The organism is Pseudomonas sp. GW821-FHT02C04, from assembly GCF_059421845.1.
This window is the reverse complement of record NZ_JBWKVT010000003.1, coordinates 647,336-673,362: the sequence shown is the minus strand read 5'-3', so window position 1 is coordinate 673,362 and position 26,027 is coordinate 647,336. Positions and strand designations below refer to the sequence as shown.

General features: G+C 60.8%; 20 protein-coding genes. 5 read left to right on the top strand and 15 right to left on the bottom strand.

All coding sequences use genetic code 11. The features are described from left to right. The first annotated feature begins 5 nt into the window (after positions 1-5). Entirely contained in the window at positions 6-3,074 is a 3,069-nt protein-coding gene (locus AC07VV_RS15255) for an efflux RND transporter permease subunit (RefSeq protein ID WP_495036682.1), read from the top strand. A 486-nt stretch (positions 3,075-3,560) separates the two neighbouring features. Continuing rightward, positions 3,561-4,952: a Fic family protein gene (locus AC07VV_RS15250; RefSeq protein WP_495036681.1), complete on the top strand. Its 1,392-nt coding sequence runs from the start codon at positions 3,561-3,563 to the stop codon at positions 4,950-4,952. Here the strand turns inward: AC07VV_RS15250 and AC07VV_RS15245 are convergent. From AC07VV_RS15245 to plsB, 4 genes are all read right to left on the bottom strand, one after another. Then, positions 4,949-5,638, bottom strand: a complete 690-nt coding sequence (locus AC07VV_RS15245; protein ID WP_495036680.1) for a DUF4197 domain-containing protein — start codon at positions 5,636-5,638, stop codon at positions 4,949-4,951. The genes AC07VV_RS15250 and AC07VV_RS15245 overlap by 4 nt on opposite strands. 22 nt (positions 5,639-5,660) lie before the next feature. Further along, entirely contained in the window at positions 5,661-6,059 is a 399-nt protein-coding gene (locus AC07VV_RS15240; RefSeq protein ID WP_495036679.1) for a YbaY family lipoprotein, read from the bottom strand. Positions 6,060-6,104: 45 nt separating this feature from the next. Then, positions 6,105-6,791: a hypothetical protein gene (locus AC07VV_RS15235; RefSeq protein WP_495036678.1), complete on the bottom strand. Its 687-nt coding sequence runs from the start codon at positions 6,789-6,791 to the stop codon at positions 6,105-6,107. Between the two features lie 92 nt (positions 6,792-6,883). Next, positions 6,884-9,382: a glycerol-3-phosphate 1-O-acyltransferase PlsB gene (gene plsB, locus AC07VV_RS15230; RefSeq protein ID WP_495036677.1), complete on the bottom strand. Its 2,499-nt coding sequence runs from the start codon at positions 9,380-9,382 to the stop codon at positions 6,884-6,886. Positions 9,383-9,619: 237 nt separating this feature from the next. Between plsB and AC07VV_RS15225 the strand changes: the two genes are divergently transcribed. Further along, positions 9,620-9,829 (top strand): cold shock domain-containing protein, encoded by a 210-nt coding sequence (locus AC07VV_RS15225; protein ID WP_007954750.1) that lies wholly within the window; start codon positions 9,620-9,622, stop codon positions 9,827-9,829. Between the two features lie 57 nt (positions 9,830-9,886). Here the strand turns inward: AC07VV_RS15225 and AC07VV_RS15220 are convergent, their stop codons facing one another. The 4 genes from AC07VV_RS15220 to AC07VV_RS15205 all read right to left on the bottom strand — a co-directional run bounded on the left by AC07VV_RS15220 (position 9,887) and on the right by AC07VV_RS15205 (position 15,110). After that, positions 9,887-10,264, bottom strand: a complete 378-nt coding sequence (locus tag AC07VV_RS15220; RefSeq protein ID WP_085729795.1) for a hypothetical protein — start codon at positions 10,262-10,264, stop codon at positions 9,887-9,889. A 75-nt stretch (positions 10,265-10,339) separates the two neighbouring features. After that, positions 10,340-11,149 carry a putative RNA methyltransferase gene (locus AC07VV_RS15215; RefSeq protein ID WP_096819640.1) on the bottom strand — a complete coding sequence of 270 codons (810 nt, stop codon included), beginning with the start codon at positions 11,147-11,149 and terminating at the stop codon, positions 10,340-10,342. Next, entirely contained in the window at positions 11,149-12,300 is a 1,152-nt protein-coding gene (dapE, locus tag AC07VV_RS15210) for a succinyl-diaminopimelate desuccinylase (protein WP_495036676.1), read from the bottom strand. The genes AC07VV_RS15215 and dapE overlap by 1 nt, the downstream gene beginning before the upstream one ends. Positions 12,301-12,518: 218 nt before the next feature. Beyond that, complete coding sequence (locus AC07VV_RS15205) at positions 12,519-15,110, bottom strand: glycosyltransferase (RefSeq protein ID WP_096819638.1); 2,592 nt, start codon at positions 15,108-15,110, stop codon at positions 12,519-12,521. A 273-nt stretch (positions 15,111-15,383) separates the two neighbouring features. On the opposite strand from AC07VV_RS15205, the gene tcdA reads away from it, so the two are divergent. Next, positions 15,384-16,202, top strand: a complete 819-nt coding sequence (gene tcdA, locus AC07VV_RS15200; protein WP_493091604.1) for a tRNA cyclic N6-threonylcarbamoyladenosine(37) synthase TcdA — start codon at positions 15,384-15,386, stop codon at positions 16,200-16,202. 25 nt (positions 16,203-16,227) lie between these two features. Here the strand turns inward: tcdA and AC07VV_RS15195 are convergent, their stop codons facing one another. The 4 genes from AC07VV_RS15195 to AC07VV_RS15180 form a co-directional block, all read right to left on the bottom strand. Then, positions 16,228-16,632, bottom strand: coding sequence for a SufE family protein (locus AC07VV_RS15195; RefSeq protein WP_495036675.1), 405 nt, complete (start codon positions 16,630-16,632; stop codon positions 16,228-16,230). After that, entirely contained in the window at positions 16,629-17,834 is a 1,206-nt protein-coding gene (locus tag AC07VV_RS15190; RefSeq protein ID WP_495036674.1) for an aminotransferase class V-fold PLP-dependent enzyme, read from the bottom strand. The genes AC07VV_RS15195 and AC07VV_RS15190 overlap by 4 nt, the downstream gene beginning before the upstream one ends. Positions 17,835-17,921: 87 nt before the next feature. Then, a complete protein-coding gene (gene dapD, locus AC07VV_RS15185) occupies positions 17,922-18,956 on the bottom strand; it encodes a 2,3,4,5-tetrahydropyridine-2,6-dicarboxylate N-succinyltransferase (protein WP_007954762.1) in 1,035 nt (344 codons plus the stop codon). Positions 18,957-18,987: 31 nt separating this feature from the next. Further along, entirely contained in the window at positions 18,988-19,350 is a 363-nt protein-coding gene (locus AC07VV_RS15180) for an ArsC family reductase (protein ID WP_041072357.1), read from the bottom strand. A gap of 183 nt (positions 19,351-19,533) precedes the next feature. Here AC07VV_RS15180 and AC07VV_RS15175 point away from each other — a divergent pair, with 183 nt between their 5' ends. Beyond that, on the top strand, positions 19,534-21,165 hold the full coding sequence (locus AC07VV_RS15175; RefSeq protein WP_495036673.1) for a Na+/H+ antiporter: 1,632 nt from the start codon (positions 19,534-19,536) through the stop codon (positions 21,163-21,165). Positions 21,166-21,173: 8 nt separating this feature from the next. Here AC07VV_RS15175 and AC07VV_RS15170 read toward each other — a convergent pair whose 3' ends face one another. The 3 genes from AC07VV_RS15170 to AC07VV_RS15160 form a co-directional block, all read right to left on the bottom strand. Next, positions 21,174-21,902, bottom strand: a complete 729-nt coding sequence (locus tag AC07VV_RS15170; protein WP_495036672.1) for a M12 family metallopeptidase — start codon at positions 21,900-21,902, stop codon at positions 21,174-21,176. A gap of 168 nt (positions 21,903-22,070) precedes the next feature. After that, positions 22,071-23,270: a succinyldiaminopimelate transaminase gene (gene dapC, locus AC07VV_RS15165; RefSeq protein WP_495036671.1), complete on the bottom strand. Its 1,200-nt coding sequence runs from the start codon at positions 23,268-23,270 to the stop codon at positions 22,071-22,073. Between the two features lie 43 nt (positions 23,271-23,313). Next, the gene (locus AC07VV_RS15160; protein WP_096819630.1) at positions 23,314-26,016 is read right to left on the bottom strand and encodes a [protein-PII] uridylyltransferase; all 2,703 of its coding nucleotides are present in this window, start codon (positions 26,014-26,016) and stop codon (positions 23,314-23,316) included. Positions 26,017-26,027: the final 11 nt, after the last annotated feature.

The following is a 26,027-nucleotide window of genomic DNA, read 5'->3' as shown; positions in this document are numbered from 1 at the left end:
TTCCGATGCGCTTCAACCTTTCCGAATGGGCGCTGCGTAATCGCCAGATCGTACTGTTCCTGATGCTTCTGCTGGCCATCGTCGGCGCCTTGTCCTACACCAAGCTGGGGCAGAGTGAAGACCCGCCGTTCACCTTCAAGGCCATGGTCATCCAGACCCGCTGGCCCGGCGCCACGGCGCAGGAAGTCTCGCGTCAGGTCACCGAGCGCATCGAAAAGAAACTGATGGAAACCGGCGAGTACGAACGCATCGTTTCGTTTTCCCGTCCCGGTGAATCACAGGTCACCTTCATCGCCCGCGACTCGATGCATTCGGTCGAGATTCCGGATCTCTGGTATCAGGTGCGCAAGAAGGTCAGCGACATTCGCCAGACCCTGCCACCGGGGATTCAGGGACCGTTTTTCAACGATGAGTTCGGCACCACCTTCGGCAATATCTATGCGCTGACCGGCGACGGTTTCGACTACGCGGTGCTCAAGGATTACGCCGACCGCATCCAGATCCAGCTGCAACGGGTCAAGGACGTGGGCAAGGTCGACCTGCTCGGGTTGCAGGACGAGAAGATCTGGGTCGAGCTGTCCAACGTCAAACTCGCCACCCTCGGCCTGCCATTGGCGGCGGTTCAGCAGGCGCTGGAAGAGCAGAACGCAGTGTCCACTGCCGGGTTCTTTGAAACCGGCAGCGAGCGATTGCAGCTACGGGTCTCGGGGAATTTTCAGACAGTCGACGAGATCAGGAACTTCCCGATCCGCGTCGGTGACCGAACGTTCCGCATCTCCGATGTCGCCGATGTGCGGCGCGGTTTCAACGATCCGCCGGCGCCGCGCATGCGCTTCATGGGCGAAGACGCGATCGGGCTTGCGGTGGCGATGAAGGACGGTGGCGATATTCTGGTGCTGGGCAAGGCCCTGGAAGTCGAATTCTCCCGCATCCAGAAAAACCTGCCGGCCGGCATGCAGTTGCGCAAGGTGTCCGATCAGCCGGCGGCGGTGAAAAGTGGCGTCGGCGAGTTCGTCCAGGTGTTGGTTGAAGCGCTGGCCATCGTGTTGCTGGTGAGCTTCTTCTCCCTCGGCGTGCGCACCGGCATGGTGGTAGCGCTGACCATTCCGCTGGTGCTGGCGATGACCTTCGCCTGCATGTATTACCTCGGTATCGGCCTGCACAAGATTTCCCTCGGCGCGCTGGTGCTGGCGCTGGGTTTGCTGGTGGACGACGCGATCATCGCTGTGGAAATGATGGCGATCAAAATGGAGCAGGGCTTCGACCGGATCAAGGCCGCCAGCTATGCCTGGACCAGCACCGCGTTCCCGATGCTCACCGGTACGTTGATCACCGCCGCAGGTTTCCTGCCGATTGCCACCGCGCAGTCCGGCACCGGTGAATACACCCGCTCGATCTTCCAGGTGGTGACCATCGCCTTGCTCGCTTCGTGGGTGGCGGCGGTGATGTTTGTGCCGTACCTCGGGGAAAAGCTCCTGCCGGATCTGGCGAAAATTCACGCCGCCAAACACGGCACTGGCGACGGACATCCGGACCCTTATGCCACACCGTTTTACCAGCGGGTACGACGTCTGGTGGAGTGGTGCGTGCGTCGGCGCAAGACGGTGATCGTGCTGACGGTGGGGCTGTTCGTCGCCTCGGTGATGCTGTTCAAGTTCGTCCCGCAGCAGTTCTTCCCGGCCTCCAACCGGCTGGAGTTGATGGTCGATCTGAAACTGGCCGAAGGCGCTTCGTTGGCCAACACCACCGCCGAGGTCAAGCGACTGGAAGCGATGCTCAAGGATCACGCCGGCATCGACAATTACGTCGCCTACGTCGGCACCGGGTCGCCGCGTTTCTATTTGCCGCTGGATCAGCAACTGCCGGCGGCGAGCTTTGCCCAGTTCGTGGTGTTGGCGAAAACCATCGAGGAGCGTGAAGCGCTGCGTACGTGGCTGATCGATACCTTGAACGAACAATTCCCGGCCCTGCGCTCGCGGGTCACGCGGCTGGAGAACGGCCCACCGGTCGGCTATCCAGTGCAGTTCCGCGTCACGGGCGAGCACATCGAGGAAGTCCGCGCATTGGCACGCAAGGTCGCGGCCAAGGTTCGCGAGAACCCGCATGTGGTGAACGTGCATCTGGACTGGGAAGAACCGAGCAAGGTCGTGTACCTGAACATCGATCAGGATCGCGCCCGGGCGCTGGGTGTGAGTACGGCGAATCTGGCGAAATTCCTCCAGAGTTCGTTGACCGGTTCCAGCGTCAGCCAGTACCGCGAAGACAACGAGTTGATCGAAATCCTCCTGCGCGGCACCGTGCATGAGCGCACCGAACTGTCGCTGCTGCCGAGTCTGGCGGTGCCGACCGACAACGGTCGCAGCGTTGCGCTGTCGCAGATTGCCACGCTGGAATATGGCTTCGAGGAAGGCATCATCTGGCACCGCAACCGGCTGCCGACCGTGACCGTGCGTGCGGACATTTACGGCAAGGAGCAGCCGGCGTCGCTGGTCAAACAGATCATGCCGACACTTGATCCGATTCGGGCTGAGTTGCCTGACGGTTACCTGCTGGATGTCGGCGGCACGGTTGAGGATTCCGAGCGCGGGCAGAAGTCGGTGAACGCCGGGGTGCCGATGTTCATTGTGGTGGTGCTGACCTTGCTGATGGTGCAACTGCGCAGTTTCTCGCGCACGGCGATGGTGTTTCTGACGGCGCCGCTGGGGTTGATCGGGGTGACGCTGTTTCTGTTGGTGTTCCGTCAGCCGTTCGGGTTTGTGGCGATGCTCGGGACGATTGCGTTGTCGGGGATGATCATGCGCAACTCGGTGATTCTGGTGGATCAGATCGAGCAGGATATTGCGGCGGGGCTCAAGCCTTGGCAGGCAATCATCGAGGCGACGGTGCGGCGGTTCCGGCCGATTGTGTTGACGGCGTTGGCGGCGGTGCTGGCGATGATTCCGCTTTCACGCAGTGTGTTTTTCGGGCCGATGGCGGTGGCGATCATGGGGGGGTTGATTGTGGCGACGGCTCTGACGCTTTTGTTTTTGCCGGCGTTGTATGCGGCTTGGTTCAGGGTTCGCAAGGAGGCTTGAGGCTGGTTGAGCTTGGCGGCCTTTGGGCCGGCCAGGCTCTTGGGTTTTGGGTGAATATCCGTTTCTGCGGGTGTACCCGCTGGCGGTTTCGCTTTTACAGCGACTCACTTTTGCAGACGCCCAAAAGTAAGCAAAACGCTGGGCCCCGGCGTTCGGCACCTCGCTTTGGCTCGGTGTTCCTTCGTTCCGGGATTCATCCGGGGGCATCGCCTCCGGTTTGCTTCGCTGCACCTCCTCTCGATGTGTTCGACTTCGTCGAACGGCGCTTCGCGCCTACCCCCGGATAAATCCCTCCACTCAGCCTGCCGATGGGGCCGGCACGTCAAAAGCGGTACTTGAGCTAACGCTCATCGTGTTGAGTGGGGCGGCTGCGCCGCATGCTGTGGGGGCTCCTACAGCTTTTTCAGATTTCTCTGATATTGAGGCGGTCCGGTCTGGGGTGTTGTACTCGGTCCTCTGTTTTTATGAGTGGTCGAGAGGTTTTTTGTGAAGAAGCCGCCAGTGTTGAAAGGACGGTCCGATCCGGTGTTCGATTTGCTGGCGCGGGCGCCTCACAAGCAGCATCTGGTGGATTATCTGGCGCTGCTCAAGCCTCTTGATGATCGGGGGCGTTATTTGCCTTTTGAGGATTTGCGCTATCGCTGGGCGCCGGGGCTGGATGCTCGTTTGTGTTGGGCGTTGGTGAAGAAGGCGAGGGCTGCGCAGTACATCAATCTCTTGCCGTTGGGCGAGCCGTCGCAGTGGGGCAAGTATTTGCTGACGCCCTCGGCACGGAAAACCCTTTCGGTCGTCGATCAGCAGACGACTTGTGCCTCGCTGGAATGCATGACCGGGCAGATCGGCGAACGCTCGCATTTCAGTTATTTGCTCAATGATCTGATCGAAGACGAAGTGATCGCCAGCAGCCAGTTGGAAGGTGCGGCCACGACCACGCGAGTTGCCAAGGACATGCTCAAGTATCAACGGCAGCCGCGCACGCCGGATGAGCGCATGGTCATGGGCAATTACAGGATGATGAATTTCGCCTGGGAAAACCGTTACCAGCCCTTGAGCGTCGACTTGATCGCGGCAATGCATCGGGTGGGTGTCGAGGGGATCGATGATGCGCAATACAGTCCCGGTTTTTTCAGGACGAACGATGAAGTGGTGGTACAGGATGGCGAGGGCAACACGGTGCATACACCGCCGCCGGCTGTGGGGCTGGTGATGCGTTTGCAGAAGCTCGTACGCTGGATCAATCAGCCACTGGATTCACCTCAAGAAAGGGACTACCTGCACCCGTTGATCAAGGCGATCACGCTGCATTTTTCTCTGGGCTACGAACATCCGTTTCGCGATGGCAACGGACGGGTTGCGAGGGCGTTGTTCTACTGGTTTATGTTCAAGCACGAGTTTTCGGCATTTCGCTACATTGCGATCAGTCCTTTGCTGCGCAATGCGCCGGTGAAGTACGGGCGGTCGTATTTGCACAGCGAGGCCGATGAGCTCGATCTGACGTATTTCATCGAGTTTCAGTGTTCGGTGATTCAGCGTGCAGTCAGTCGCTTCACGGACGTCTACCGCAAAAGCCTGGCGTACACGGAAGACTTTGAGCGGTGGTTGATGGCGTCGGGTTTTTTCGAGCGGCTGACGCAAAGGCAGCGGGCGCTGTATCAGGTGGCCAAGAGTGGAGTGGCGAAGGAGTTTACGGCGAGCAATGTGAGGGAGCACTTGGGCTGTTCTTGCAGCACGGCGATGTCAGCTCTGAATGGGCTGGTCGAGTTGCAGGTCTTCGAGAGAAGGAAAATGGGCAGCGAGTGGGTGTTCTTTTTACGCAGTCCAGCCAGAGAGTTAAAGGACGGGAGCGAGTTGTCTCGCTCCCGTGCAGCGTCGGCCTAGAGGCTGCCAAACACCTTCTTCGCCAGACTCGTCGCCGCAGCGGCCGGGTTCTTGCGGATGGTTTCTTCCTGTTTGCCGATCATCTCGAACAGGCCGTTCAGCGCTTGTTCGGTCACGTAGTTTTCGACATTGGCGCTTTTTGCATCCACTACACCCAACGTTGCCGCCTGGCCGGCGAAGGCGTTGTATTTCTGCGCTACGCCGACTTTGTCGGTCGCCTGTTTGACGATCGGCAGGAACTTGGCGCGGATCTGTTCGCGGCTGGATTTGTCCAGGTACTGCGTCGCGGAGTCGTTGCCGCCGCTGAGGATGCCTTTGGCGTCGGCCACGCTCATTTTCTTCACGGCGTCGACCAGGATCGGCTGAGCCTGGGTCACGGCGGTTTCCGCGGCCTTGTTCATGGCGGTTTCCAGCTCATCGACCTGGGCGCCCATGCCGAACGCTTTCATCTTGCTGGCGACTTTGCCGAGTTTGCCCGGCAGTTCGATTTTCACGTCCGGGTTATTGCTGAAACCGCCCGGCGTGCCGAGTTGTTTGACGGCCAGTTGCGCGCCTTGGGTCAGGGCGTCCTTGAGGCCGCCGGTGGCGTCGCCTTGCGACAGGTCGCTGAGGGACAGGGCCATGGCGCTGGCAGAAATCATCAGGCCCGCGCACAGGCCGGCGAAGCGAAGGGTAGGGCGGAGCATGAAAGCTTCCTTGTTCAAAAAATTAGCGGGCGGCGTCGACGCGGATCTTCAGCGGCTGCGGATCCTTGCCATCAAGCTGCACGGCATGGTTTTCGGTGGTGATGAACATCAGCTCGCCGTTGACTTCGATGCGTGCGCTGACAGAGTAGCGGTGGCCGGGTTTGACCTGGGCCGGATCGTAGCTCAAATGAAACGGCAGTGGCACCTGCCCCTTGATCGGGCCTTTCTGTTCATCGAGCACGACGGCCGGAGCATCGGCCAGCGAAATGTCCTGAAGACTCACACTCAAGGTCGCGCTTGGCGGCAGAGCGATGCGTTGCAGGTAGAACACTTCGCCGTCGAGGCTTGCCTTGCCGCTTGGTGTAGTGGACTGACAGGCGCTCAACAAGGTGGCGGCGGCGAGAAGAGAAAGTTTTTTCATGGGGACCTCAAAAGACTTGGGCGCCAGAGGGGCGCCCAGAGAAATCTAGCGGATTTTGGAAAGTGAGTCAGTGAACAAACGTAACGGTTCACTCAGCCACTGATTGACTACCTTCAATAAACGCGGACCAGACGGGCGTGACGCTGGTACAAGTTCGATATATCCAGGAAATACGGAAAGCCGTTGGTGATACCTGTTTTCTATACCCGTCAGTGCATAGCGTTTGCCTGGCACGACATGGTCTGGATCATATTTAAGATAAAAAGAAGTGGCGGTTTCTTCATCATGGGAAACGCGCGCCAGTTCGACTTCCGGACTTTCATTTTCATGCAGGCTGATGGTGATTGCCTGTTCGGGCGCGATCGCTTCGGGTTCCTGCACTTCAACATACAAGTAGCCGACCGGGCTCAAGTGCAGCGTCTGGCGATAGGGTGCCTGATGAACAATCACGAAATGTTCCTGCTCCAGCAACAAGGGTTTCCCGTTATGGAACAACTGGATGATGACGCGATATTTGACGCTGGCGCCGCTATAACGGTGAGGGAACGTGAAGTTCCACTGGCCGTCGACGACGGAAGGATTTTTCCAGTCCGTGACGTTTACCGTTTGTCCGGCATTGACTACCTGAACTTCGACGACGGTTTCATTATCGCCGTCGAGGGGAGCTTTGAAATCGGGTGGCAGACTGAAGGTTACGGTGATGTTTCGGAGGGTGTCGGCTAATGGGCTCATTTCGATTTCCTTATCGATTCAAAAGAGCCCATTAATTCATATAACAACTAACCGGAAAACAATCCGGTCTGCCAGTTAGTTGTCTTCAAGTTTCAGATGTCTGCGGTCGTTGCTGTTTCCGCCGCATCTTCACTGCGATGCAACGCCACCTGACGAATCGACAAACGAATCTCCGCCGGCAACACCCGTTTCGCTGCGCCTTCGGCCAGTTCGCCGAGCAGTTCGTGATAGCTCAATTTGCCTGCTTCGTCGCGACGCAGCACGTCGAGGTCGAGCATCGTCTGGATGAAGTGGCGGAACAGGCTCTTGTCGAAGAACTCCGGGGCATTCAGGCCGTGCAGGATCGACAGACGCTGGGCCATGACCGTGCACAGGTCTTCCAGCTCTTCGGCGCTGATGCTGTTCTGGCCGCTGTTGAGCAGCAGGGAAACGGTCATGTAGAAGCGTTGCAGGGTCTGGGCGATGCTCTTCGACAGCAAGGTCAGCAGCACGAAATGCCGCGAGCTTGGCGCCGGACGCAGGTACACGTCTTTTTCGAAACGCAGCAGGCCTTGTTCGACGAAGGCTTCCAGCCATTGGTCGATCACTGCATCCAGTTCATCCAGGGTCCAGCGGATGAACAGCTCCGCCTGCAGGTACGGATACAGCGCGCGGGTGTAGCGCAGGATCTGCTCGCGACTCATGCGCGAAGTGCTCTGGAAGAAACTCGCCAGCAGCGCCGGCAGGGCGAAGATGTGCAGCACGTTGTTGCGGTAGTAGGTCATCAGGACGGCGTTCTGTTCGTCCAGATACAGAATCTTGCCCAGCGCATCATTCTGCTCGGACAGAAGATCCATGTCCTTCACGTGTTCGATCAGCGCTCGGCCATCGCCCTCTGGCAACGTGGTATGCGGCGAGTACGGGACCTTGCGCAGCAGCGCCAGGTACAGATCCAGCACCCGCGCCATGGCCCGATCATCGAGCGCCAGTCGGGTGGTCGACAGCAGCGCCAGCGCCACCAGGTTGACCGGGTTGATCGCCGCCGCTTCGTTCAGGTGCTGCGCGACTTTCTCGCCGAGACGGTTGGTGGTTTCGTTGAGCCACGCCGGTTTGTACTGCGGGCCGAGTTCTTGTTGGCGCCAGTCCGGTTGTTCGCTGTCGAGGAATTCCGCGAGCTTGATCGGTTCGCCGAAGTTCACCGCCACCTGGCCGAAGCGCTGCTTGAGCGCGCCGATGACTTTGAAGATGTCGAAGATCGATTCTTTTTTCTTGCTCGCGCCGCGCAGTTCGCCGAGGTAGGTACGACCTTCGAGCACGCGCTCGTAACCGATGTACACCGGCACGAACACGATCGGCATCCGCGACGAGCGCAGGAAGCTGCGCATGGTGATCGCCAGCATCCCGGTTTTCGGTTGCAGCATGCGGCCGGTACGCGAGCGGCCACCCTCAACGAAGTATTCGACCGGGAAGCCTTTGGTGAACAGGGTGTGCAGGTATTCGTTGAAGACCGAGGTGTATAGCGGGTTGCCCTTGAACGTGCGGCGCATGAAGAACGCACCGCCACGACGCAGCAGGCTGCCGATCACCGGCATGTTGAGGTTGATCCCAGCGGCAATGTGCGGCGGGGTCAGGCCGTTGCGGAACAGCAAGTACGACAGCAGCAGATAGTCGATATGGCTGCGGTGGCACGGTACGTAGATCACTTCGTGACCCTGGGCGACCTTCTGCACGCCTTCGATGTGGTTGACCTTGATCCCGTCGTAGATCTTGTTCCAGAACCAGCTCAGCACCACTTCGAGAAAACGGATCGCGGTGTAGGTGTAGTCCGAGGCGATCTCGTTGCCGTAGCGCAGGGCCTGGGCCTTGGCTTTTTCCGGGGAAATGTTTTCGCGCTCGGCTTCGTCGAGGATCGCTTGCTTGACCAGTGGCTGGTTGAGCAGGCCCTTGACCAGATTGCGTCGGTGGGAAATGTCCGGCCCGATCACTGCGGCCTTGAGGTTGCGGAAATGCACCCGCAGGATCCGCTGGGCCATGCGCACGGTGCGCTCGTGGCCCTTGTTGTGTTCGATCAGTTCGCGCAGGTGGATCGGTGCGGAGAATTGCACGCGGGTCTTGCGGCCCAGAATCATGATGCTCAGCAGGCGACGCAGACGTCCGGTGACGGCCCAGCTGTCGGCGAACAGCAGTTTCCACGGACTGTTTTCGCTATCCGGCGACTGGCCCCAGAACACGCTGACCGGAATGATCTGCGCGTCTTCGGCCGCATTCTGGCTCAGGGCGCTGACCAGTCGGGTCAGGGTCGGCGGCGCGCCGCGTTTGTCCTGGCGGCCGAGCCAGTCCGGGTCCGGCGTCAGGTAGAAGAACGCCGCCGGCTCCAGCAGATTTCCGACTGACACCGGCAGCACCGGGCGCGGCAAACCGGCCTTGGTGCATTCGGTGTCGACCACCGCCAGATCAGTCAGCGATGGGTTTTGCAGGACGTAGAACACCGGACGACTGCGGTCGAGGTTGAGGGTGAACGACGACTGGTTGATCGTCTCGGAGCGAACCCAGAGATACAACAGTCGGCGCAAGGTGCCAAACACAAGACGGCGGAACGGGGAACGGGTCATACGGCTTCTGCATGAGTGGATAAACCGAGCGTTTGCTCGGGCGGTCGATAGTGTGCCGGATTCACGGAAAATCGGCAAAAAAGCGGCGAAGTAATCTCCTGTTGAGAGTTTTGTCGCCTGTCATATACTCGGCGCTCTGTCGCCGGGGCCCTTTTATGGACGTCGGACGCAGGCTGACGTTCCGCAAAGGCTTTCCTGCGAAAAGCCTGTTCAATAATAAAAAAGGAGTATGAACAGATGGCAACACGTGAAACCGGCAACGTGAAGTGGTTCAACGACGCCAAGGGCTACGGCTTCATTCAGCGCGAAGACGGGGTGGACGTGTTCGTGCACTACCGCGCGATCCGCGGCGAAGGCCACCGTTCGCTGACCGAGGGTCAGCAGGTTGAATACGCGGTGGTGGAAGGGCAGAAGGGCTTGCAGGCCGAGGATGTTGTAGGCCTGTAATGACTGTTCCCGCGCTCTGCGTCCGCCGTGGGTCGCAGAGCGTGGGAGTGTTCAGCGTCAGGCAGTTTTCCAGGTGATCTCTTCTTCACCGTCTTCGCTGATACGAATCCAGCGATCCGCCGTTTCCTCACCTTCTTCCTCGACCCACGTCCCCGGCGCGCAGCGCACTTCGACGTTCAGCGCGGCGAACGCGGCGCGGGCGCAGGCGATGTCGTCGTCCCATGGCGTCTGGTCGCTTTCCAGGTACAGGCTGTTCCACTTGCCCACGGCTTTCGGCAGCCAGGTCACCGGGATGTTGCCGGCCTTGCACTTGTAGGTCTGACCTTTCTGTACCCAGTCGCTGCACGGGCCAAGGGCTGCACCCAGCCAGGCGGAAATGGCCTTGTGGTCGACGTCGGCGTCTTTCAGGTAAATCTCGATGTCCGGTTGGCGCATGGATATCCTCACTGCGGGTCTGAAAAATCCATTCGCGGATTTAGCCGGCCCCGGGTCGTTGCCCGGGACCAAAAGTTATTGAAGAACGAAATAATCGTAGCGCATCGACACGGTGGTCACGAACGGCTCGGGCTGTTCGATTACCGCCGCGCGGCGTTCGGCACTGGCGCGCCAGCCGTGGGGCGTCATCGCCAGCAGGTTGGCGCGATCCTCGGGCTTGTCCAGCGTCAGCTTGAATTCCAGGGTTTCACTGTGCGCCAGCGCCATGCCTTCCGGCACCAGGGCCAGGTGCTTGTCGTCGGTGTACTCGCGCACTTCGTCGTACAGACGTTCGCGCAGTTCCATCAGGTGGCCGCTGGTCGGACCGACTTTCATCAGACCGCCGCCGACGCTGAGCAGACGCTTGGCTTCTTCCCAGTCCAGGGGACTGAAGACGCTGGCCAGAAACTGGCAGCTGCCGGAAGCCAAAGGCACCCGGGCCATGCTGGCGATCAACCAGGTCAGTGCCGGATTGCGTTTGCAGGCGCGTTTGACCGCTTCCTTGGATATGTCCAGCGCGTAACCGTCAGCATCCGGCAAAGCCTCGGCGATCTGTGCGGTGTAATAACCCTCGCCACAGCCGATATCGACCCAGCGGGCTGGCGCATAACTCGCCGCCAGTTCCGCCAGACGCTTGGCCACCGGCGCATAGTGGCCGGCGTTCAGGAAGTCGCGGCGAGCCTCGACCATCGCCTGATTGTCGCCGGGGTCGCGGCTGTTCTTGTGCTGCACCGGCAACAGGTTCAGGTAACCCTGGCGCGCACGGTCGAAGCGGTGGCCGGCGGGGCAGACCACGCCGTTGTCCACCGCGTTCAGCGGTTCACTGCAGATCGGGCACGCGAGCATCAGGCGAGCAACTTGATCAGGGTCTGGTAGTAGATCTCGGTCAGTACGTCGAGATCGGCCGCCAGCACGCGCTCGTTGACCTGGTGGATGGTCGCGTTGACCGGGCCCAGTTCAACCACTTGCGTGCCCATGGTCGCGATGAAACGGCCATCGGAGGTGCCACCGCTGGTGGACGCCTTGGTCTCGCGACCGGTGATCTGCTTGATGCTCGACGACACCGCGTCGAGCAGCGCGCCCGGCTCGGTGAGGAACGGCAGACCGGACAGCGCCCAGTCGATGTGCCAGTCCAGGCCGTGCTTGTCGAGGATGTCGGCCACGCGTTTCTGCAGGCCTTCAACGGTCGATTCGGTGGAGAAACGGAAGTTGAACAACGCCACCAGATCGCCCGCAATCACGTTGGTCGCGCCGGTGCCGGAGTTGACGTTGGAAATCTGGAAACTGGTCGGCGGGAAGAAATCGTTGCCGTGATCCCAGTGCTCGGCGGCCAGCTCGGCCAGGGCCGGGGCGGCGAGGTGGATCGGGTTCTTCGCCAGGTGCGGATAGGCCACGTGCCCCTGCACACCGCGTACGGTCAGTTTGGCGCCGAGGGAGCCGCGACGACCGTTCTTCACCACGTCGCCGACCAGAGTAGTGCTCGACGGTTCGCCGACAATGCACCAGTCCAGACGCTCGTTACGTGCCGCCAGACGCTCGACCACAGCCTTGGTGCCGTGATGCGCCGGGCCTTCTTCGTCGCTGGTGATCAGGAACGCGACCTTGCCCTTGTGATCCGGGTAGTCGGCGACGAAGCGCTCGGCGGCTACGGTCATGGATGCCAGGCTGCCTTTCATGTCCGCCGCGCCACGGCCGCAGAGCATGCCGTGCTCGTCGATCACTGCGTTGAACGGGTCGATCTGCCACGCGGTCACCGGGCCGGTCGGCACCACGTCGGTGTGACCGGCGAAGCACAGCACCGGGCCGTCGTTTTTGCCGTGGATCGCCCAGAAGTTATCCACATCTTCGATGCGCATCGGTTCCAGGGTGAAACCGGCATCGCCCAGGCGCTGCATCATCTGCTTCTGGCAATCGGCGTCGACCGGCGTCACGGACGGACGGCGGATCAGGTCGATGGCGAGTTGGAGGGTCGGCGAAAGGTCGGCGTGGGCCGTCATGGAAAACTCCGGATGCTTGAAATTGGGCAAGGGCCAATGGGGGAGCCAGCCTGCTGGCGATGGCGGTGTGTCAGTCAACATAAAGGCTGATTGTTACATTGCCATCGCGAGTCAGCTCGCTCCCACAGGGTTGGATATCACGCCAAGCCCCGCAAAATGGCGGTTATCTTAAAGCAAAACGGCGACCATTGGCCGCCGTTTAGTGCATCGCAGAGGATTTAGACAGCCGGTGCCGGTTCAGGCGTCGGCGTCGGTTTTGGCAGCGACGACAGGAACGCCATGATCAGCGCCGCCACGTACGGCAGCGACTGCACCAGCAGCATGGTCACCCAGAAGCGCATGTCGTTGCTCGGCAGGCCCTGCACCAGGAAGATCCCCAGCGCCGCGCCCCACAACAGCAGCATGATGAACAGCTCTTCCCGAGCCTCGGAAATCGCCACCCAGAAGCCATGGTTGTCGGCGTTTTTCGGGGTGCGGAAGAACGGAATGCTGCTGGTGAAGAAGCCGTACAGCACCGCTTTGGCGATGGTGTGTGACAACGCCAGACCGGCCAGTGCCGCGCAGAACGCATCCTTCAGGTTCACGCCCACGGCGCGACGGTAGAGGAAGATGATCTTGCCGACCTTGAACACGAACAGCGCCAGTGGCGGGATTGCGAAAATCAGCAGCGGCGGATCGACCCGTTGCGGCACGATGATCATCGCCGCCGACCACAACAGCGCGCCGACGGTGAAGAAAATATTCATGCCGTCCGCCACCCACGGCAGCCAGCCCGCGAGGAAGTGGTAGCGCTGGCCGCGAGTCAGTTCGGTGTCTTTGCCGCGCAGCAGGCTGCCGGTGTGACGCTTGATGATCTGGATCGCGCCGTAGGCCCAGCGGAAACGCTGCTTTTTGAAGTCGATGAAGGTGTCCGGCATCAGACCCTTGCCGTAACTGTCGTGGTAATACGCCGCCGACAGGCCTTTTTCGAACACACGCAGACCGAGTTCGGCGTCTTCACAGATGCACCAGTCGGCCCAGCCCAGTTCTTCGAGCACCGAGCGACGGGTCATGGTCATGGTGCCGTGCTGGATGATCGCGTCGCGGTCGTTGCGGGTCACCATGCCGATGTGGAAGAAGCCTTTGTATTCGGCGTAGCAGAGCTTCTTGAAGGTGGTTTCGTTCTGGTCGCGATAGTCCTGCGGCGACTGCACCACGGCGATTTTCGGGTCGGCGAAGTGCGGCACCATGTGCTTGAGCCAGTTCGGGTGCACGCAGTAGTCGGAGTCGATCACCGCGATCACTTCGGCGTCCTTGGCGGTGTGCGGGATCAGGTAATTCAGCGCACCGCCCTTGAAACCGGCCAGGGGCGAGACGTGGAAGAACTTGAAGCGCGGGCCGAGCGTTTCGCAGTAGTCGCGCACCGGTTCCCAGACCGCCGGGTCCTTGGTGTTGTTGTCGATGATCAGGACTTCGAAGTCCGGGTAATCGAGGTTGGCCAGGGCGTCGAGGGTCTGTTTGACCATCTCCGGCGGCTCGTTGTAGCACGGCACGTGAATCGAGACTTTCGGGCGGTAGTCGGAATCGCCGACCACCGGCAGGAATTCACGGCGACGCTTGTGAATCCACACTGCCTCGGCCAGTTCGTGGGCCTCGGTCAGCAATACGATGAACACCCCGAGCGCACCGAGCGCCAGCAGGAAACCCACCGTCAGGCTGAACCACGTGCTGTATTGCTGGCTGTAGTCGTAACCGATCCACACCAGTACCGAACCGCACAGAAACGCGATAAAGGTCAGGAACGTACGGCCGCGCTGGCGCAGGGCCGAGCCGTCGATCATCAGCAGGGTCAGCGACAACAGCGCCAGCACCACCGAGCCGATGGCCAGCACGCGCCATTGCGGGATCGCTACCACCGGGCCTTCGAAGTTGAATTTCTGTTGGCGTGCGGCGTTGAACACGCCCCAGTAAGCGCCGACCGAACCTTCGTCGCTGGCCTTCCACGGCTGGTCAAATGCTTCGATCACGAAGTAGTTGAAGCCCTGGCGGTTGAGTTTGTTGACCAGCGTGCGCAGGTAGATCGCCTGATCCGCCGGCGACGCATCGGCGCCACCGCGCATGCGGCCGTTGCTCGGCCAGCCCACTTCGGACAGCAGCAGCGGTTTTTTCGGGAACATCTTTTTCAGGTCGCGGGCGCGGTCGAAAACGAACTGCCCGGCCTTGTCCACCGGAATGAACTCCCAGTAAGGCAGAACGTGTGCGGCGATCAGGTCGACGTGCTTGGCCAGTTCCGGGTGCTCTTCCCAGACGTGCCACTGTTCAGAGGTGGTCACGGGCACTTTCACTGCTGCACGTACGCGGTCGAGTAGAACGCTGAGTTGTTCGGCGGTGATTTCCTTGCGGAAGATCGCTTCGTTACCGACCACCACGCGAACCACGCTGCGCGAGGTGTTGGCCAGTTCGATGGCGCGGGTGATTTCGCGCTCGTTACGTTCCTGGTCCGGGCTGATCCAGATCCCCAGCGTCACGCGCAGGCCGAATTCTTCAGCCAGTTTCGGGATGTCCTGCAGGGAGCCGTCGACCGAGTAGATGCGGATGTTGTCCGTCAGCTTGCTCATGATCTCCAGGTCGCGGCGCATTTCATCGTCGGACGGATACTGATCCTTCTGCGGGAACTGTCCTTGCTGGAACGGTGAATAGGAGAAGCCGGAGATCTGCTCCGGCCAGTTCGGCGCGGAGACGGGGCGGTTGATCAGCGCCCAGAAACCGGTGAACAGGGCGGCGATTGCCAGAACCACCACCAGGTTGAGTCCAAATTTACGCGATGACATAGCTGTGTCGGGTTCCAAGGTCTGTGGAACGAAGGGTCGGCTGGTTGACGCCTGAGGGCGCGCATCCTACACCGGCAGTTCGCCGAGTCCTACAACAGACAGGGAAATGCCGGACGTTGGGCAATCCAACCCGACTTAAGTTCTTTCGTTTCAGCATGTAAGGCAAAACTTTGTTACGTGCAGCTTTAATTAAAGCAGGCAGGTTCACCGTTCATAGCGCAAAGATGCTCTTGGCCGCCGACGGCCCTATAATGCGCGCCGGTTTTTGGGGTAATGGTCATGAGTACAGAAGATCCGCGGTTTGCAGGCATCGCCCGTTTGTATGGCGTCGAGGGGATGGAGCGTTTGCGCGCCGCCCACGTGGCGATTGTCGGCGTTGGCGGCGTCGGTTCCTGGGCGGCGGAAGCCATGGCCCGTTGCGGGGTGGGCGAGATTTCGCTGTTCGACCTCGACGATGTCTGCGTCAGCAACGCCAACCGGCAGTTGCATGCGCTGGACAGCACGGTCGGCAAACCCAAGGTCGAGGTGATGGCCGAGCGTCTGCGTGGGATCAACCCGGACTGCAAGGTGCACGCCGTGGCGGACTTCGTCACCCGCGACACCATGGCCGAATACATCACGCCGAACATCGACTGCGTGATCGACTGCATCGATGCGGTCAACGCCAAGGCGGCGCTGATTGCCTGGTGCAAACGCCGCAAGATCCAGATCATCACCACCGGCGGCGCGGGCGGGCAGATCGATCCGACGCTGATTCAGGTCTGCGATCTCAACCGCACCTTCAACGATCCACTGGCCTCGAAAGTGCGTTCTACGTTGCGCCGCGACTACGGTTTTTCGCGCACCGTGACCCGTCACTACAGCGTGCCGTGCGTGTTCTCCACCGAACAACTGCGCTATCCGAAACCGGACGGCAGCATTTGCCTGCAGAAGAGTTTTGTCGGTGACGGCGTGAAGCTGGACTGCGCTGGCGGCTTTGGCGCGGTGATGATGGTGACGGCGACGTTCGGCATGGTCGCGGCGACCAAGGCTGTGGACAAGATTGTGGCGGGCGTTCGGCGCCCGGCGGATCGGGTCAAGCCTCAGGCCTGAAGCATAGGGCTGCGCAGCAGCCCTTTTACTGCGCCAGCTCGTTCATCCGTTGCAGCACGGCATTCAAGCCATTGCTGCGCGACGGCGACAACTGTCGCGACAGCCCCAGCTGATTGAACCAGTCCGGCAGATCCACCTGCTGCAACTCGTCAGCGGTCAAGCCGTTGACTCGCAACAACAGCAACGCCACCAACCCGCGAATCATCCGCGCATCGCTGCTCGCCGCGAACTGCCAGTGGCCATCGCGCAACTCACCGACCAGCCACACCTGACTTTCACAGCCGTGCACCCGATTGGCCTCGCACTTGTCGGCATCGCTCAACGGCGGCAGGCGATCACCGAACTGCATCAACAGCCGCGCCCGCTGTTCCCAACCGGCCGCATTCTGAAACGTTTGCAGCGCTTCGGCGGCCTCGACCGGCAGGCTCATCGCAACAACTCCAGTGCCTGATCCAGTGCTTCAAAGAACCGCTCCAGGTCTTCGGAATCGTTGTACAGCGCCAGCGACACGCGAATCGCCCCCGCCAGCTCAAAGCGTTTGAGCAGCGGCATCGCGCAGTGATGCCCGGCGCGTACGGCAATGCCCTGTTCGGTCAACAAATGCGCCAGATCAGAGTTGTGCACGCCTTCGACGACAAAACTGGCCAGCGCCAGTTGCGGTTTGCCCAGCAGACGGATGCCATTGCGGGCGGCGAGGCCACGCAACAGGTAATCGTGCAACGCGGCTTCGTGGGCGGACACGGCGTCCAGATCCAGACCGGCGAGGTAGTCGAGGGTCGCGCCAAGGCCGATCACGCTGGCAATCGGCGGCGTTCCCGCTTCGAAGCCCAGCGGAGCAGGGCGGAAGCGTGATTCGTGATAATTGGCTTCCAGCACCATTTCGCCACCGAACTGCCACGGGCGCAGTTGCTCAAGCGCTTCGTTGCGCCCGAACAGTACGCCGAGGCCATCGGGGCCGTACAGCTTGTGGCTGGAAAACACATAGAAGTCGCAACCGAGGGCCTGCACGTCATGCCGGCCGTGAACCACGCCTTGAGCGCCATCGACCACGGTCAGCGCGTTCTGCGCCTTGGCCATCGCCAGCAGGGCCGGCAAGGGCTGCCAGGCACCGAGCACGTTGGACAACTGGCTGACCGCCAGCAGACGGGTACGCGGGCCGATCAGGTGCACGGCGGCGGTGAGGTCGATCACCCCGTCATCGTCCAGCGGCAGGATCACCAGTTTCAGGTCGCGACGTTGCGCCAGTTGCTGCCACGGCAGCAGGTTGGCGTGATGCTCCAGGGCGCTGATGACAATTTCATCGCCCGGATGGAAAAGATGTTCCAGGCCGTAAGCCAGGAGATTCAGCGCACTGGTAGCGCCGTGGGTGAAGATGATCTGCCCGCTGTCACCGGCATTCAGCCACTGGGCAACCTTCAGGCGACTGTCCTCGAACGCCTGCGTGGCGTGGGCGCCGGGCAGATGCTGGGCACGATGCACGTTGGCTGCGCCATTGGCGTAGTAATGCGCCAGCGCGTCGAGCAGGGCCTGGGGTTTTTGCGTGGTGGCGGCGTTGTCCAGATAGGTCTGGTCTTGCCGTTGCAGGGCGGCGATGGCCGGGAAATCGGCGCGCCAGGGGGAGGGAATCATCATGCTTTCGAGCCCTGGTGAACTTGGGCGGGTGTGCGCCAAACCCTGTGGAAGCGAGCAAGCCCGCTCCCACAGAAGGATTACGCGCGCTTAGTTGTGAGCGTGCAGCGCTTCGTTCAGTTCGATCGCCGATTTGTGGGTCTTGCATTCCACAGCACCGGTTTCCGAATTGCGACGGAACAGCAGGTCGGTCTGACCGGCCAGTTCACGGGCCTTGACCACTTTGACCAGGTTGTTGTGCTCGTCCAGCAGCGCCACCTTGGTGCCGGCGGTCACGTACAGGCCCGACTCGACGGTGTTGCGGTCGCCCAACGGGATACCGATACCGGCGTTGGCGCCGATCAGGCAGCCTTCGCCGACCTTGATCACGATGTTGCCGCCGCCCGACAGGGTGCCCATGGTCGAGCAGCCGCCGCCCAGGTCCGAACCCTTGCCGACGAAAACGCCAGCGGAGACGCGGCCTTCGATCATGCCCGGGCCTTCGGTACCGGCGTTGAAGTTGATGAAACCTTCGTGCATCACGGTGGTGCCTTCGCCCACGTAGGCGCCCAGACGCAGACGTGCGGCGTCAGCGATACGCACGCCGGCCGGAACCACGTAGTCGGTCATTTTCGGGAACTTGTCCACCGAGAACACTTCCAGCAGCTCGCCGCGCAGACGGGCTTCGAGTTGCAACTCGGCCAGTTCGCTCAGGTCGATCGCGCCCTGGCTGGTCCAGGCAACGTTTGGCAGCAGCGGGAAGATCCCGGCCAGGCTCACGCCGTGCGGCTTGACCAGTCGATGGGACAGCAGGTGCAGCTTGAGGTAGGCCTCAGGCGTGGAAGTCAGTTGCGCGTCTTCGGCCAACAGGGTGGCGACCAGCGGCTTGTGGCTTTCGGCCAGACGGGTCAGCAGCTTGCCTTGTACCGCGTCGATGCCTTTTACGGCTTCAGCCAGTTGGGCGGCTTGTGCGGTGGTGAAGGTGATGGCCTGGTTGCCTTCGGTGTAGCCGAGGATCGGTGCAACGGCGGCGACCAGCTCGGCCGAAGGATTGAGCAGCGGCTGGGCGTAGAACACTTCCAGCCATGCACCTTGACGGTTCTGGGTGCCGACGCCGAAGGCAATACTGAACAGGGAATTGGACATGTGAATACCTCTACAAAAAGTGACGGGCTGCTTACTTGAGGGCGGCCGCGTAGATATCTGGCTTGAAGCCAATCAGGGTTCGGTCACCGAGATCGAGCACCGGGCGCTTGATCATCGAGGGTTGAGCGAGCATCAGTTCGATGGCTTTCGACTGGTCGAGATCGGCTTTGCGTTCGTCGTCGAGTTTGCGAAAGGTCGTGCCTGCGCGGTTCAACACCGTTTGCCAGCCGTGTTCGTTACACCATTGGGTCAGGTGTTCACGGTCGATGCCGGCGGTTTTGTAATCGTGGAAGTCGTAGCTGACAGCGTGTTCATCGAGCCAGGTGCGCGCCTTTTTCATGGTGTCGCAGGCTTTGATGCCGAAAAGGTGCAACGTTTTGCTTGAAACGGTCAAGGAATCGCCCCCTTTACAGGTGCTGGAGAAAAATGGTGTCGGATTATGCCATGACCAAACCGTTTCGCGGCGGCCGAGGTTGATTTCCCGGACGGGGGCTGCGACATAGGTGCAACGGTCACGCACAGCCTAAGCGGCTAATATGGCAGTTCAACGCTGTCGATTGTCTGAGATTTCCGCTTTATGCAAACCGCTTATACGGTCCTGATCCTGCTGATGCTGGTCAGTGTTTCGCGTCTGGTCGGACGGGTCATCCCGTTGCCGCTGCCGCTGGTACAGATCGCCGCCGGGGCATTGCTGGCCTGGCCGACCCTTGGCCTGCACGTGGCTCTGGATCCCGAACTGTTCCTGTTTCTGTTCCTGCCGCCGCTGCTGTTTTCCGATGGCTGGCGCATGCCCAAACGCGAATTGTGGCGTCTGCGCGGGCCGATACTGACGCTGGCGGTCGGGTTGGTGCTGTTTACGGTGGTCGGTGCCGGCTACTTCATTCACTGGTTGTTGCCGACGATTCCATTGCCGGTGGCGTTCGCGTTGGCGGCGGTGCTGTCGCCGACCGATGCCGTGGCGGTGTCAGCGATTTCGCAGAACCGCTTGCCCACGCCTTTGATGCACATGCTGCAAGGCGAAGCACTGATGAACGATGCCTCGGGCCTGGTGACGTTTAAATTCGCCCTGGTTGCGGCGGTCACTGGTGCGTTCTCCCTGGCCAACGCCAGTCTGACGTTCGTGCTGGTCGCGGTCGGCGGGCTCGCAGTCGGCGTGGCATTGAGTTGGTTGGTGGGTCGGCTGCGGGCGTGGATGATCGCTCGGGGCTGGGACGATCCGGCAACCCACGTGGTGTTCATGTTGCTGCTGCCGTTTGCCGCTTACGTGTTGGCCGAACGGCTCGGCGCCTCGGGCATTCTTTCGGCAGTGGCGGCGGGGATGATGCAGAGCTGGCTCGACCTGTTGCCGCGCCAGACCAGCACGCGTTTGCTCAACCGCAGCGTCTGGTCGTTGCTGGAGTTCGCCTTCAACGGTTTGATCTTCCTGCTGCTCGGCCTGCAACTGCCGGACATCATCAAAGCTGTGGTCAGCCACGAAACGTCATTGTGGCCGACGCTGTTCTACCGCTGCCTCGATGTGGTGGCGATTTTCCTGGCGCTGGTGCTGCTGCGTTTCATCTGGGTGCAAAGCATCTGGCGTTTGTCGGTGCTGCTGCGTCGCTTGCGCGGCAAGGGTGAATTGACACAAGTGCCGACTGCCCGGTCCTGCTGGCTGCTGACCGTCGGTGGTGTACGCGGTGCGGTGACCCTGGCGGGCGTGATGTCGGTGCCGATGCTGATGGGCAGCGAGGCCTTTCCCGAGCGTGATTTGCTGATCTTCATTGCTGCGGGGGTGATTCTGATGTCGCTGGTCGCAGCCTGCATCGCCTTGCCGTTGCTGTTGCGCGGGATCCAGAAAAGCCCCGACGACAAACGCCGCCAGGAAGTCCGCGACGCCTGGCGCAAGACCGCTGAAGCGGCCATTCATGCGCTGGAAGTCGAAGAGGTCAACCCGCAGGATGCCGCGCAAGCGGCACTGTCGGCCGAGCTCAAGGCGCGGATCATGTCTGAATACCGTCATCAGCTTGAGGTGTTCAACGATTCGGCCGAAGCCCAGGCGCTGGCATTCCAGATGGATCTGCTTGAGCGCCGTTTGCGTCTCAAGGCGCTGCGTGCGCAACGCCTTGAGTTGTACAGCCTGAGCCGTCAGCACCAGATTGGTGATGATGTGCTGCGTGAGGTGTTGGGCGAGCTGGATTTGAGTGAGGCGAACCTGGGGCAGGTCAAATAGGAAAAGCGTTATTTGGGATAAAGCAATCGCATCAGTCGTTTGTCTTTCCTACTGATCCGGCGGTTGATCGGTACCTCCCAGTTGCCCACTGTCAATGTGTTTGCCACCGGGTGATGCATGATCGATTTTCGGTCGTAGGAGGTGTAGATCGCGTCCAGTGTGTCGAAGGATGCGAACAGGTTCCTGTCGACCTGCTCCTCGGTGAGCGGGTTCATTTCGCGGTTCTTGTAGAACTCATACACCTTCGGCTTATCCCACGGAATATTGGCCCTTGGGTGCTGATGTTCGTGCATCGCACCCAGTGCGTGGCCGAATTCGTGGATCACGATCACCTCGAAGTCTTCATGTTCCGGTTTGACCCCCAGGTTCATGGTGGGATGGTCGGGGTGGATCAACAGCGCATCGGTGCCCAGCATCGAGCTGTTGTCATTGTTCTTTGTCGCAATCCGGATGTCGCCTTTCAAATCGTCGACAAATTCAAACTTCAGGTTGATGTACGGCAACCATTGGTTGGCCGCAGCGATAATCCTGCTCTTGTGGTCAGCGTCGGGTGCGTCCATGAAGGCCACTTTCAAGGTTCGGCCGTTGGCCCACAATTTTGAATAATCAAGGATTGAGCGTTTGCGTCGAGTGCCGGCAGTTTTACCGGCATTGGCGGGGTTTTCATTGATGGCTGCCGTATAAGCGGCTTGATCATCGGGCCATTGAATGAGTTTGCAATCCAGCAGGTCGTTCATGTTCACTTCTTCCTTGAAGTTAAAGTCTTGAGTTTGTTTCAGGCGCAGAGATATCCGCGGCTCAAGACTAACGTCTGGCCGGCCGGCAAGTGGGGTAAATAGTTGGAGGGTCTGTAACCCGATGTATGAGGCGCCCATGCCGGATTGCCCGGCACGGGCGTTCAGGCATTACTTGTGGCGCAGGACGAAATCACGGATGCGTTCGGCCGCTTCCACACATTCCGCCAGCGGCGCGACCAGCGCCATGCGCACGCGGCCGGCACCGGGGTTGACCCCGTTGACATCGCGGGACAGGTACGAACCCGGTACCACGGTCACGTGTTCTTCGGCAAACAGGTCCCGGCAGAACGCTGCGTCATCACCTTGCACGTTTGGCCAAAGGTAGAAGCTGCCATCCGGACGCTGCACATCCATCACCGGGCTGAGGATCGCCAGCACGGCATCGAACTTCTCGCGATACAACGCGCGGTTGGCGCGTACATGCACTTCATCGTTCCACGCGGCAACGCTGGCCAGTTGGGTCTGAACCGGCATCGCGCAGCCGTGGTAGGTGCGATACAGCAGGAAGCCCTTGAGGATGTCGGCGTCGCCGGCAACGAAACCGGAGCGCAGGCCCGGCAGATTCGAACGCTTGGACAGGCTGTGGAAGACCACGCAGCGTTTGAAATCCTTGCGACCCAGTTCGGCGCAAGCGCTGAGCAGGCCCGGCGGTGGCGTTTGCTCGTCGAAGTACAGCTCGCTGTAGCACTCGTCGGCGGCGATCACGAAGTCGTATTCGTCGGCCAGGGCGATCAGCTTTTTCAGCACGTCGACCGGAATCAACGCACCGGTCGGGTTGCCTGGCGAGCACAGGAACAGGATCTGGCAGCGTTTCCAGATGTCTGGCGATACCGCGTCGAAGTCCGGGTTGAAGCCGTTTTCATCCAGGCATGGCAGGTAGTGTGGCTTGGCGCCGGCGAGGAACGCCGCACCTTCGTAGATCTGATAGAACGGGTTCGGGCTGACCACCAGCGCGTCGTCACCGCGGTTGACTACGGTCTGGGTGAAGGCGAACAACGCTTCACGGGTGCCGTTGACCGGCAGAACGTTGCGCGCCGGGTTGATCCAGCCGCTCGGCACGTTGAAGCGACGCTCGCACCAGGCGGCAATGGCTTCGCGCAGGGCCGGAATGCCGAGGGTGGTCGGATACACCGCCATCTGGTCCAGGTTGTTGGCCAGCGCCTCGGCGACAAAGCTTGGCGAACGGTGTTTCGGCTCGCCGATGGACAGCGCGATCGGGCGCTTGTCCGGGTTCGGCGTGACGCTGCCGAGCAGGGCGCGGAGCTTCTCGAACGGGTAGGGCTGCAACTGGGTCAGAGCGTTGTTCATCGGTGCTGGGTCTCGTGCAAAGCGGTTGAATCCGGGCGCTCAGTCAAATGCTGATACGCGACAGTTTGATATCGGGTTCCTGATTGACGCTGAGCTGCTCGACGATGGCATCCTGCAAACGACTGCACAGCAGCGGGTCGGACAGCGGCTGATTGTGGGCGTCGGTGATGAAGAACACGTCTTCCACCCTTTCGCCCAGGGTGGCGATCTTGGCGTTCTGCAGCGACAGGTCGAACTCCAGGAAAATCCCGCCGATCCGTGCCAGCAGGCCCGGACGGTCGGGTGCGGTGAGTTCCAGCACCGTCACCGGACGCTGGGCGTCGTTGTGGATCGTCACTTGTGGTGCGAAAGCAAAATGCTTGAGCTGGCGGGGTACCCGACGCTGGATGATGGTCGGGTAGTCGTCCGGGTTGCGCAGGGCTTCGGTCAGGCCGTCGCGGATCTGTTTGACCCGGGTCGGATTGTCGCCGATGGATTCGCCTTCCGTATCGAGCACGATGTAGGTGTCGAGGGTGAACTGGCTGCTGGAGGTGATGACCCGGGCGTCGTGAATGTTCAGGTTGAGCTGGTCCATCGCGGCCACGGTCACAGCGAAGAAGTCGTGCTGGTCCGGTGCATAAATGAAGATCTGCGTACCGCCCTCGAATTCGCGCTGGGTGGTTTCCTTGATCAGCACCAGCGGGCCGCCGTCGGCCGGCTGCTGGAGAATCGCATCGCTGTGCCAGGCCACGTCGCCGGCGGTATGGCGCAGGAAATAGTCATCGCCCAGTTGCGCCCACAACTGCTCGACATCGTCAGGGTCGGTGCCGCCGCGCACCAGAATATCCAGCGCTGCGCTCTGGGTCTGGCGGATCTGTTCTTCGCGATCCACCGGGTTTTCCAGGCCACGACGCAGGGCGCGCTTGGTCTCCGTGTAGAGCTGGCGCAACAGGCTGGCGCGCCAGGAGTTCCACAGGGTCGGGTTGGTCGCGTTGATATCGGCCACCGTCAGCACGTACAGGTAGTCCAGACGGGTTTCATCACCGACCGCCAGGGCGAAGTCATGGATCACTTGCGGGTCGGACAAGTCCTTGCGCTGGGCGGTGGTCGACATCACCAGATGGTTCTGCACCAGCCAGACGATCAGGCGGCTGTCCCACACCGGCAGTTGGTGGCGCTGACAGAACGCCTCGGCATCGACCGCGCCGATCTCCGAATGATCGCCATGCCGGCCCTTGCCGATGTCGTGATACAGGCCTGCCATGTAGATGAGCTCAGGCTTGGGCAACTTGGCCATGAGCTTGGCGGCCAGCGGGAATTTCTCCGACACCTGGGTGTACTGCAACTTGCGCAGGTGTTTGATCAGGTTCAGCGTGTGCGCATCGACCGTATAGATGTGGAACAGGTCGTGCTGCATCTGCCCGACGATGAAGCCGAACTCCGGCAGGTAGCGCCCGAGAATGCCGTAGCGGTTCATCCGCCGCAGGTTGCGGTGGATGCCGATCTTGCACTTGAACAGTTCGATGAACAGGCTGGTATTGCGAATGTCGTTGCGAAAGTTGTCGTCGATCAGGTGACGGTTTTCCCGCAGCAGACGAATGGTGTCGGCGCGCACGCCTTTGATTTCCGGCTGCTGGGCCATCAGCACGAAGATCTCGAGCATGGCGAACGGCGTGCGGCGGAACACGTTGTCGTTGCGTGCCTCGATGTATCCGTCGTGCAGCTGGAAGCGCGAGTTGATCGGCTGCGGCGGCGCTTCGTCTTCCGGGGCGAGGATGACTTCCTCGAAGTGCTGGATGATCAGGTCGCTGAGCTGGGCGATGCTCATCACCACGCGAAAGTACTGCTGCATGAAGTTTTCGACGGCCTGCTTGGCGTCGTCACCTTCAAACCCCAGCAGCCCCGCAATGGTGCGTTGATGATCGAACAGCAGGCGATCTTCGGAGCGGCCGGCCAGCATGTGCAGGGCGTAGCGTACTTTCCACAGGAACTCCTGGGACGACGCCAGCAGGGCGTTTTCGCTCTCGACCAGGAAGCCTTCGCCTGCCAGGGCGCGCAGGTTCAGGGTGCCGTACTGGCGACGGGCGACCCACAGAATCGTCTGAATATCCCGTAGTCCGCCGGGCGAGCCTTTGACGTTGGGTTCCAGGTTGTATTCGGTGTCGTTGTACTTGTGGTGGCGGGCCTTTTGCTCTGCGCGCTTGGCCAGGAAGAATTCCTTGGCCGGCCACATGTGTGCGGTGCTGGTGACATCGAGCATGCGCTGGCGCAAGCGTTCAGGGCCGCAGATGGTGCGGCTTTCCATCAGGTTGGTGACCACCGTCAGGTCGGCGCGGGCCTCTTCGGCGCACTCGTCCACCGAGCGAACGCTCTGACCGACCTCCAGGCCGATGTCCCACAACAGCGTGAGAAAACGCTCGATGGAATCGCGGAAGATTTCGTGATCGGCACTGTCCAGCAGGATCAGCAGGTCGATATCGGAATAGGGGTGCAACTCACCGCGACCGTAGCCGCCGACCGCGACCAGCGCGATGTCGGCGTCTTCGCTCCAGTTGAACTGGTCCCAGGCCTTTTGCAGGATGTTGTCGACGAACCAGGCGCGATCCTCGATCAGCCGCCGGATATCGCGGCCGCTGCGAAAGCGTGCATCGAGCACTTCGCGGGCCTGACGGATCGCCTTCTTGAAGGCGGCGATAGGGCTCGCTTTCAGGGCCAGTTCAGCCTGGAACTGGCCGCGGTCGAAGAGTTCGGGATCCACCTGCGGCATCGATTGGCTTT

Coding starts and splice junctions, on each gene's coding strand:
- AC07VV_RS15160 (WP_096819630.1), bottom strand. CDS start 26,016: ATGCCGCAGGTGGATCCCGAACTCTTCGACCGCGGCCAGTTCCAGGCT.
- AC07VV_RS15255 (WP_495036682.1), top strand. CDS start 6: ATGCGCTTCAACCTTTCCGAATGGGCGCTGCGTAATCGCCAGATCGTA.
- plsB (WP_495036677.1), bottom strand. CDS start 9,382: ATGACCCGTTCCCCGTTCCGCCGTCTTGTGTTTGGCACCTTGCGCCGA.
- AC07VV_RS15215 (WP_096819640.1), bottom strand. CDS start 11,149: ATGCTCGCGTGCCCGATCTGCAGTGAACCGCTGAACGCGGTGGACAAC.
- AC07VV_RS15220 (WP_085729795.1), bottom strand. CDS start 10,264: ATGCGCCAACCGGACATCGAGATTTACCTGAAAGACGCCGACGTCGAC.
- dapC (WP_495036671.1), bottom strand. CDS start 23,270: ATGAACAACGCTCTGACCCAGTTGCAGCCCTACCCGTTCGAGAAGCTC.
- AC07VV_RS15175 (WP_495036673.1), top strand. CDS start 19,534: ATGCAAACCGCTTATACGGTCCTGATCCTGCTGATGCTGGTCAGTGTT.
- AC07VV_RS15195 (WP_495036675.1), bottom strand. CDS start 16,632: ATGAGCCTGCCGGTCGAGGCCGCCGAAGCGCTGCAAACGTTTCAGAAT.
- AC07VV_RS15205 (WP_096819638.1), bottom strand. CDS start 15,110: ATGTCATCGCGTAAATTTGGACTCAACCTGGTGGTGGTTCTGGCAATC.
- AC07VV_RS15245 (WP_495036680.1), bottom strand. CDS start 5,638: ATGCTCCGCCCTACCCTTCGCTTCGCCGGCCTGTGCGCGGGCCTGATG.
- tcdA (WP_493091604.1), top strand. CDS start 15,384: ATGGTCATGAGTACAGAAGATCCGCGGTTTGCAGGCATCGCCCGTTTG.
- AC07VV_RS15235 (WP_495036678.1), bottom strand. CDS start 6,791: ATGAGCCCATTAGCCGACACCCTCCGAAACATCACCGTAACCTTCAGT.
- dapE (WP_495036676.1), bottom strand. CDS start 12,300: ATGACGGCCCACGCCGACCTTTCGCCGACCCTCCAACTCGCCATCGAC.
- AC07VV_RS15240 (WP_495036679.1), bottom strand. CDS start 6,059: ATGAAAAAACTTTCTCTTCTCGCCGCCGCCACCTTGTTGAGCGCCTGT.
- AC07VV_RS15225 (WP_007954750.1), top strand. CDS start 9,620: ATGGCAACACGTGAAACCGGCAACGTGAAGTGGTTCAACGACGCCAAG.
- dapD (WP_007954762.1), bottom strand. CDS start 18,956: ATGTCCAATTCCCTGTTCAGTATTGCCTTCGGCGTCGGCACCCAGAAC.
- AC07VV_RS15170 (WP_495036672.1), bottom strand. CDS start 21,902: ATGAACGACCTGCTGGATTGCAAACTCATTCAATGGCCCGATGATCAA.
- AC07VV_RS15190 (WP_495036674.1), bottom strand. CDS start 17,834: ATGATGATTCCCTCCCCCTGGCGCGCCGATTTCCCGGCCATCGCCGCC.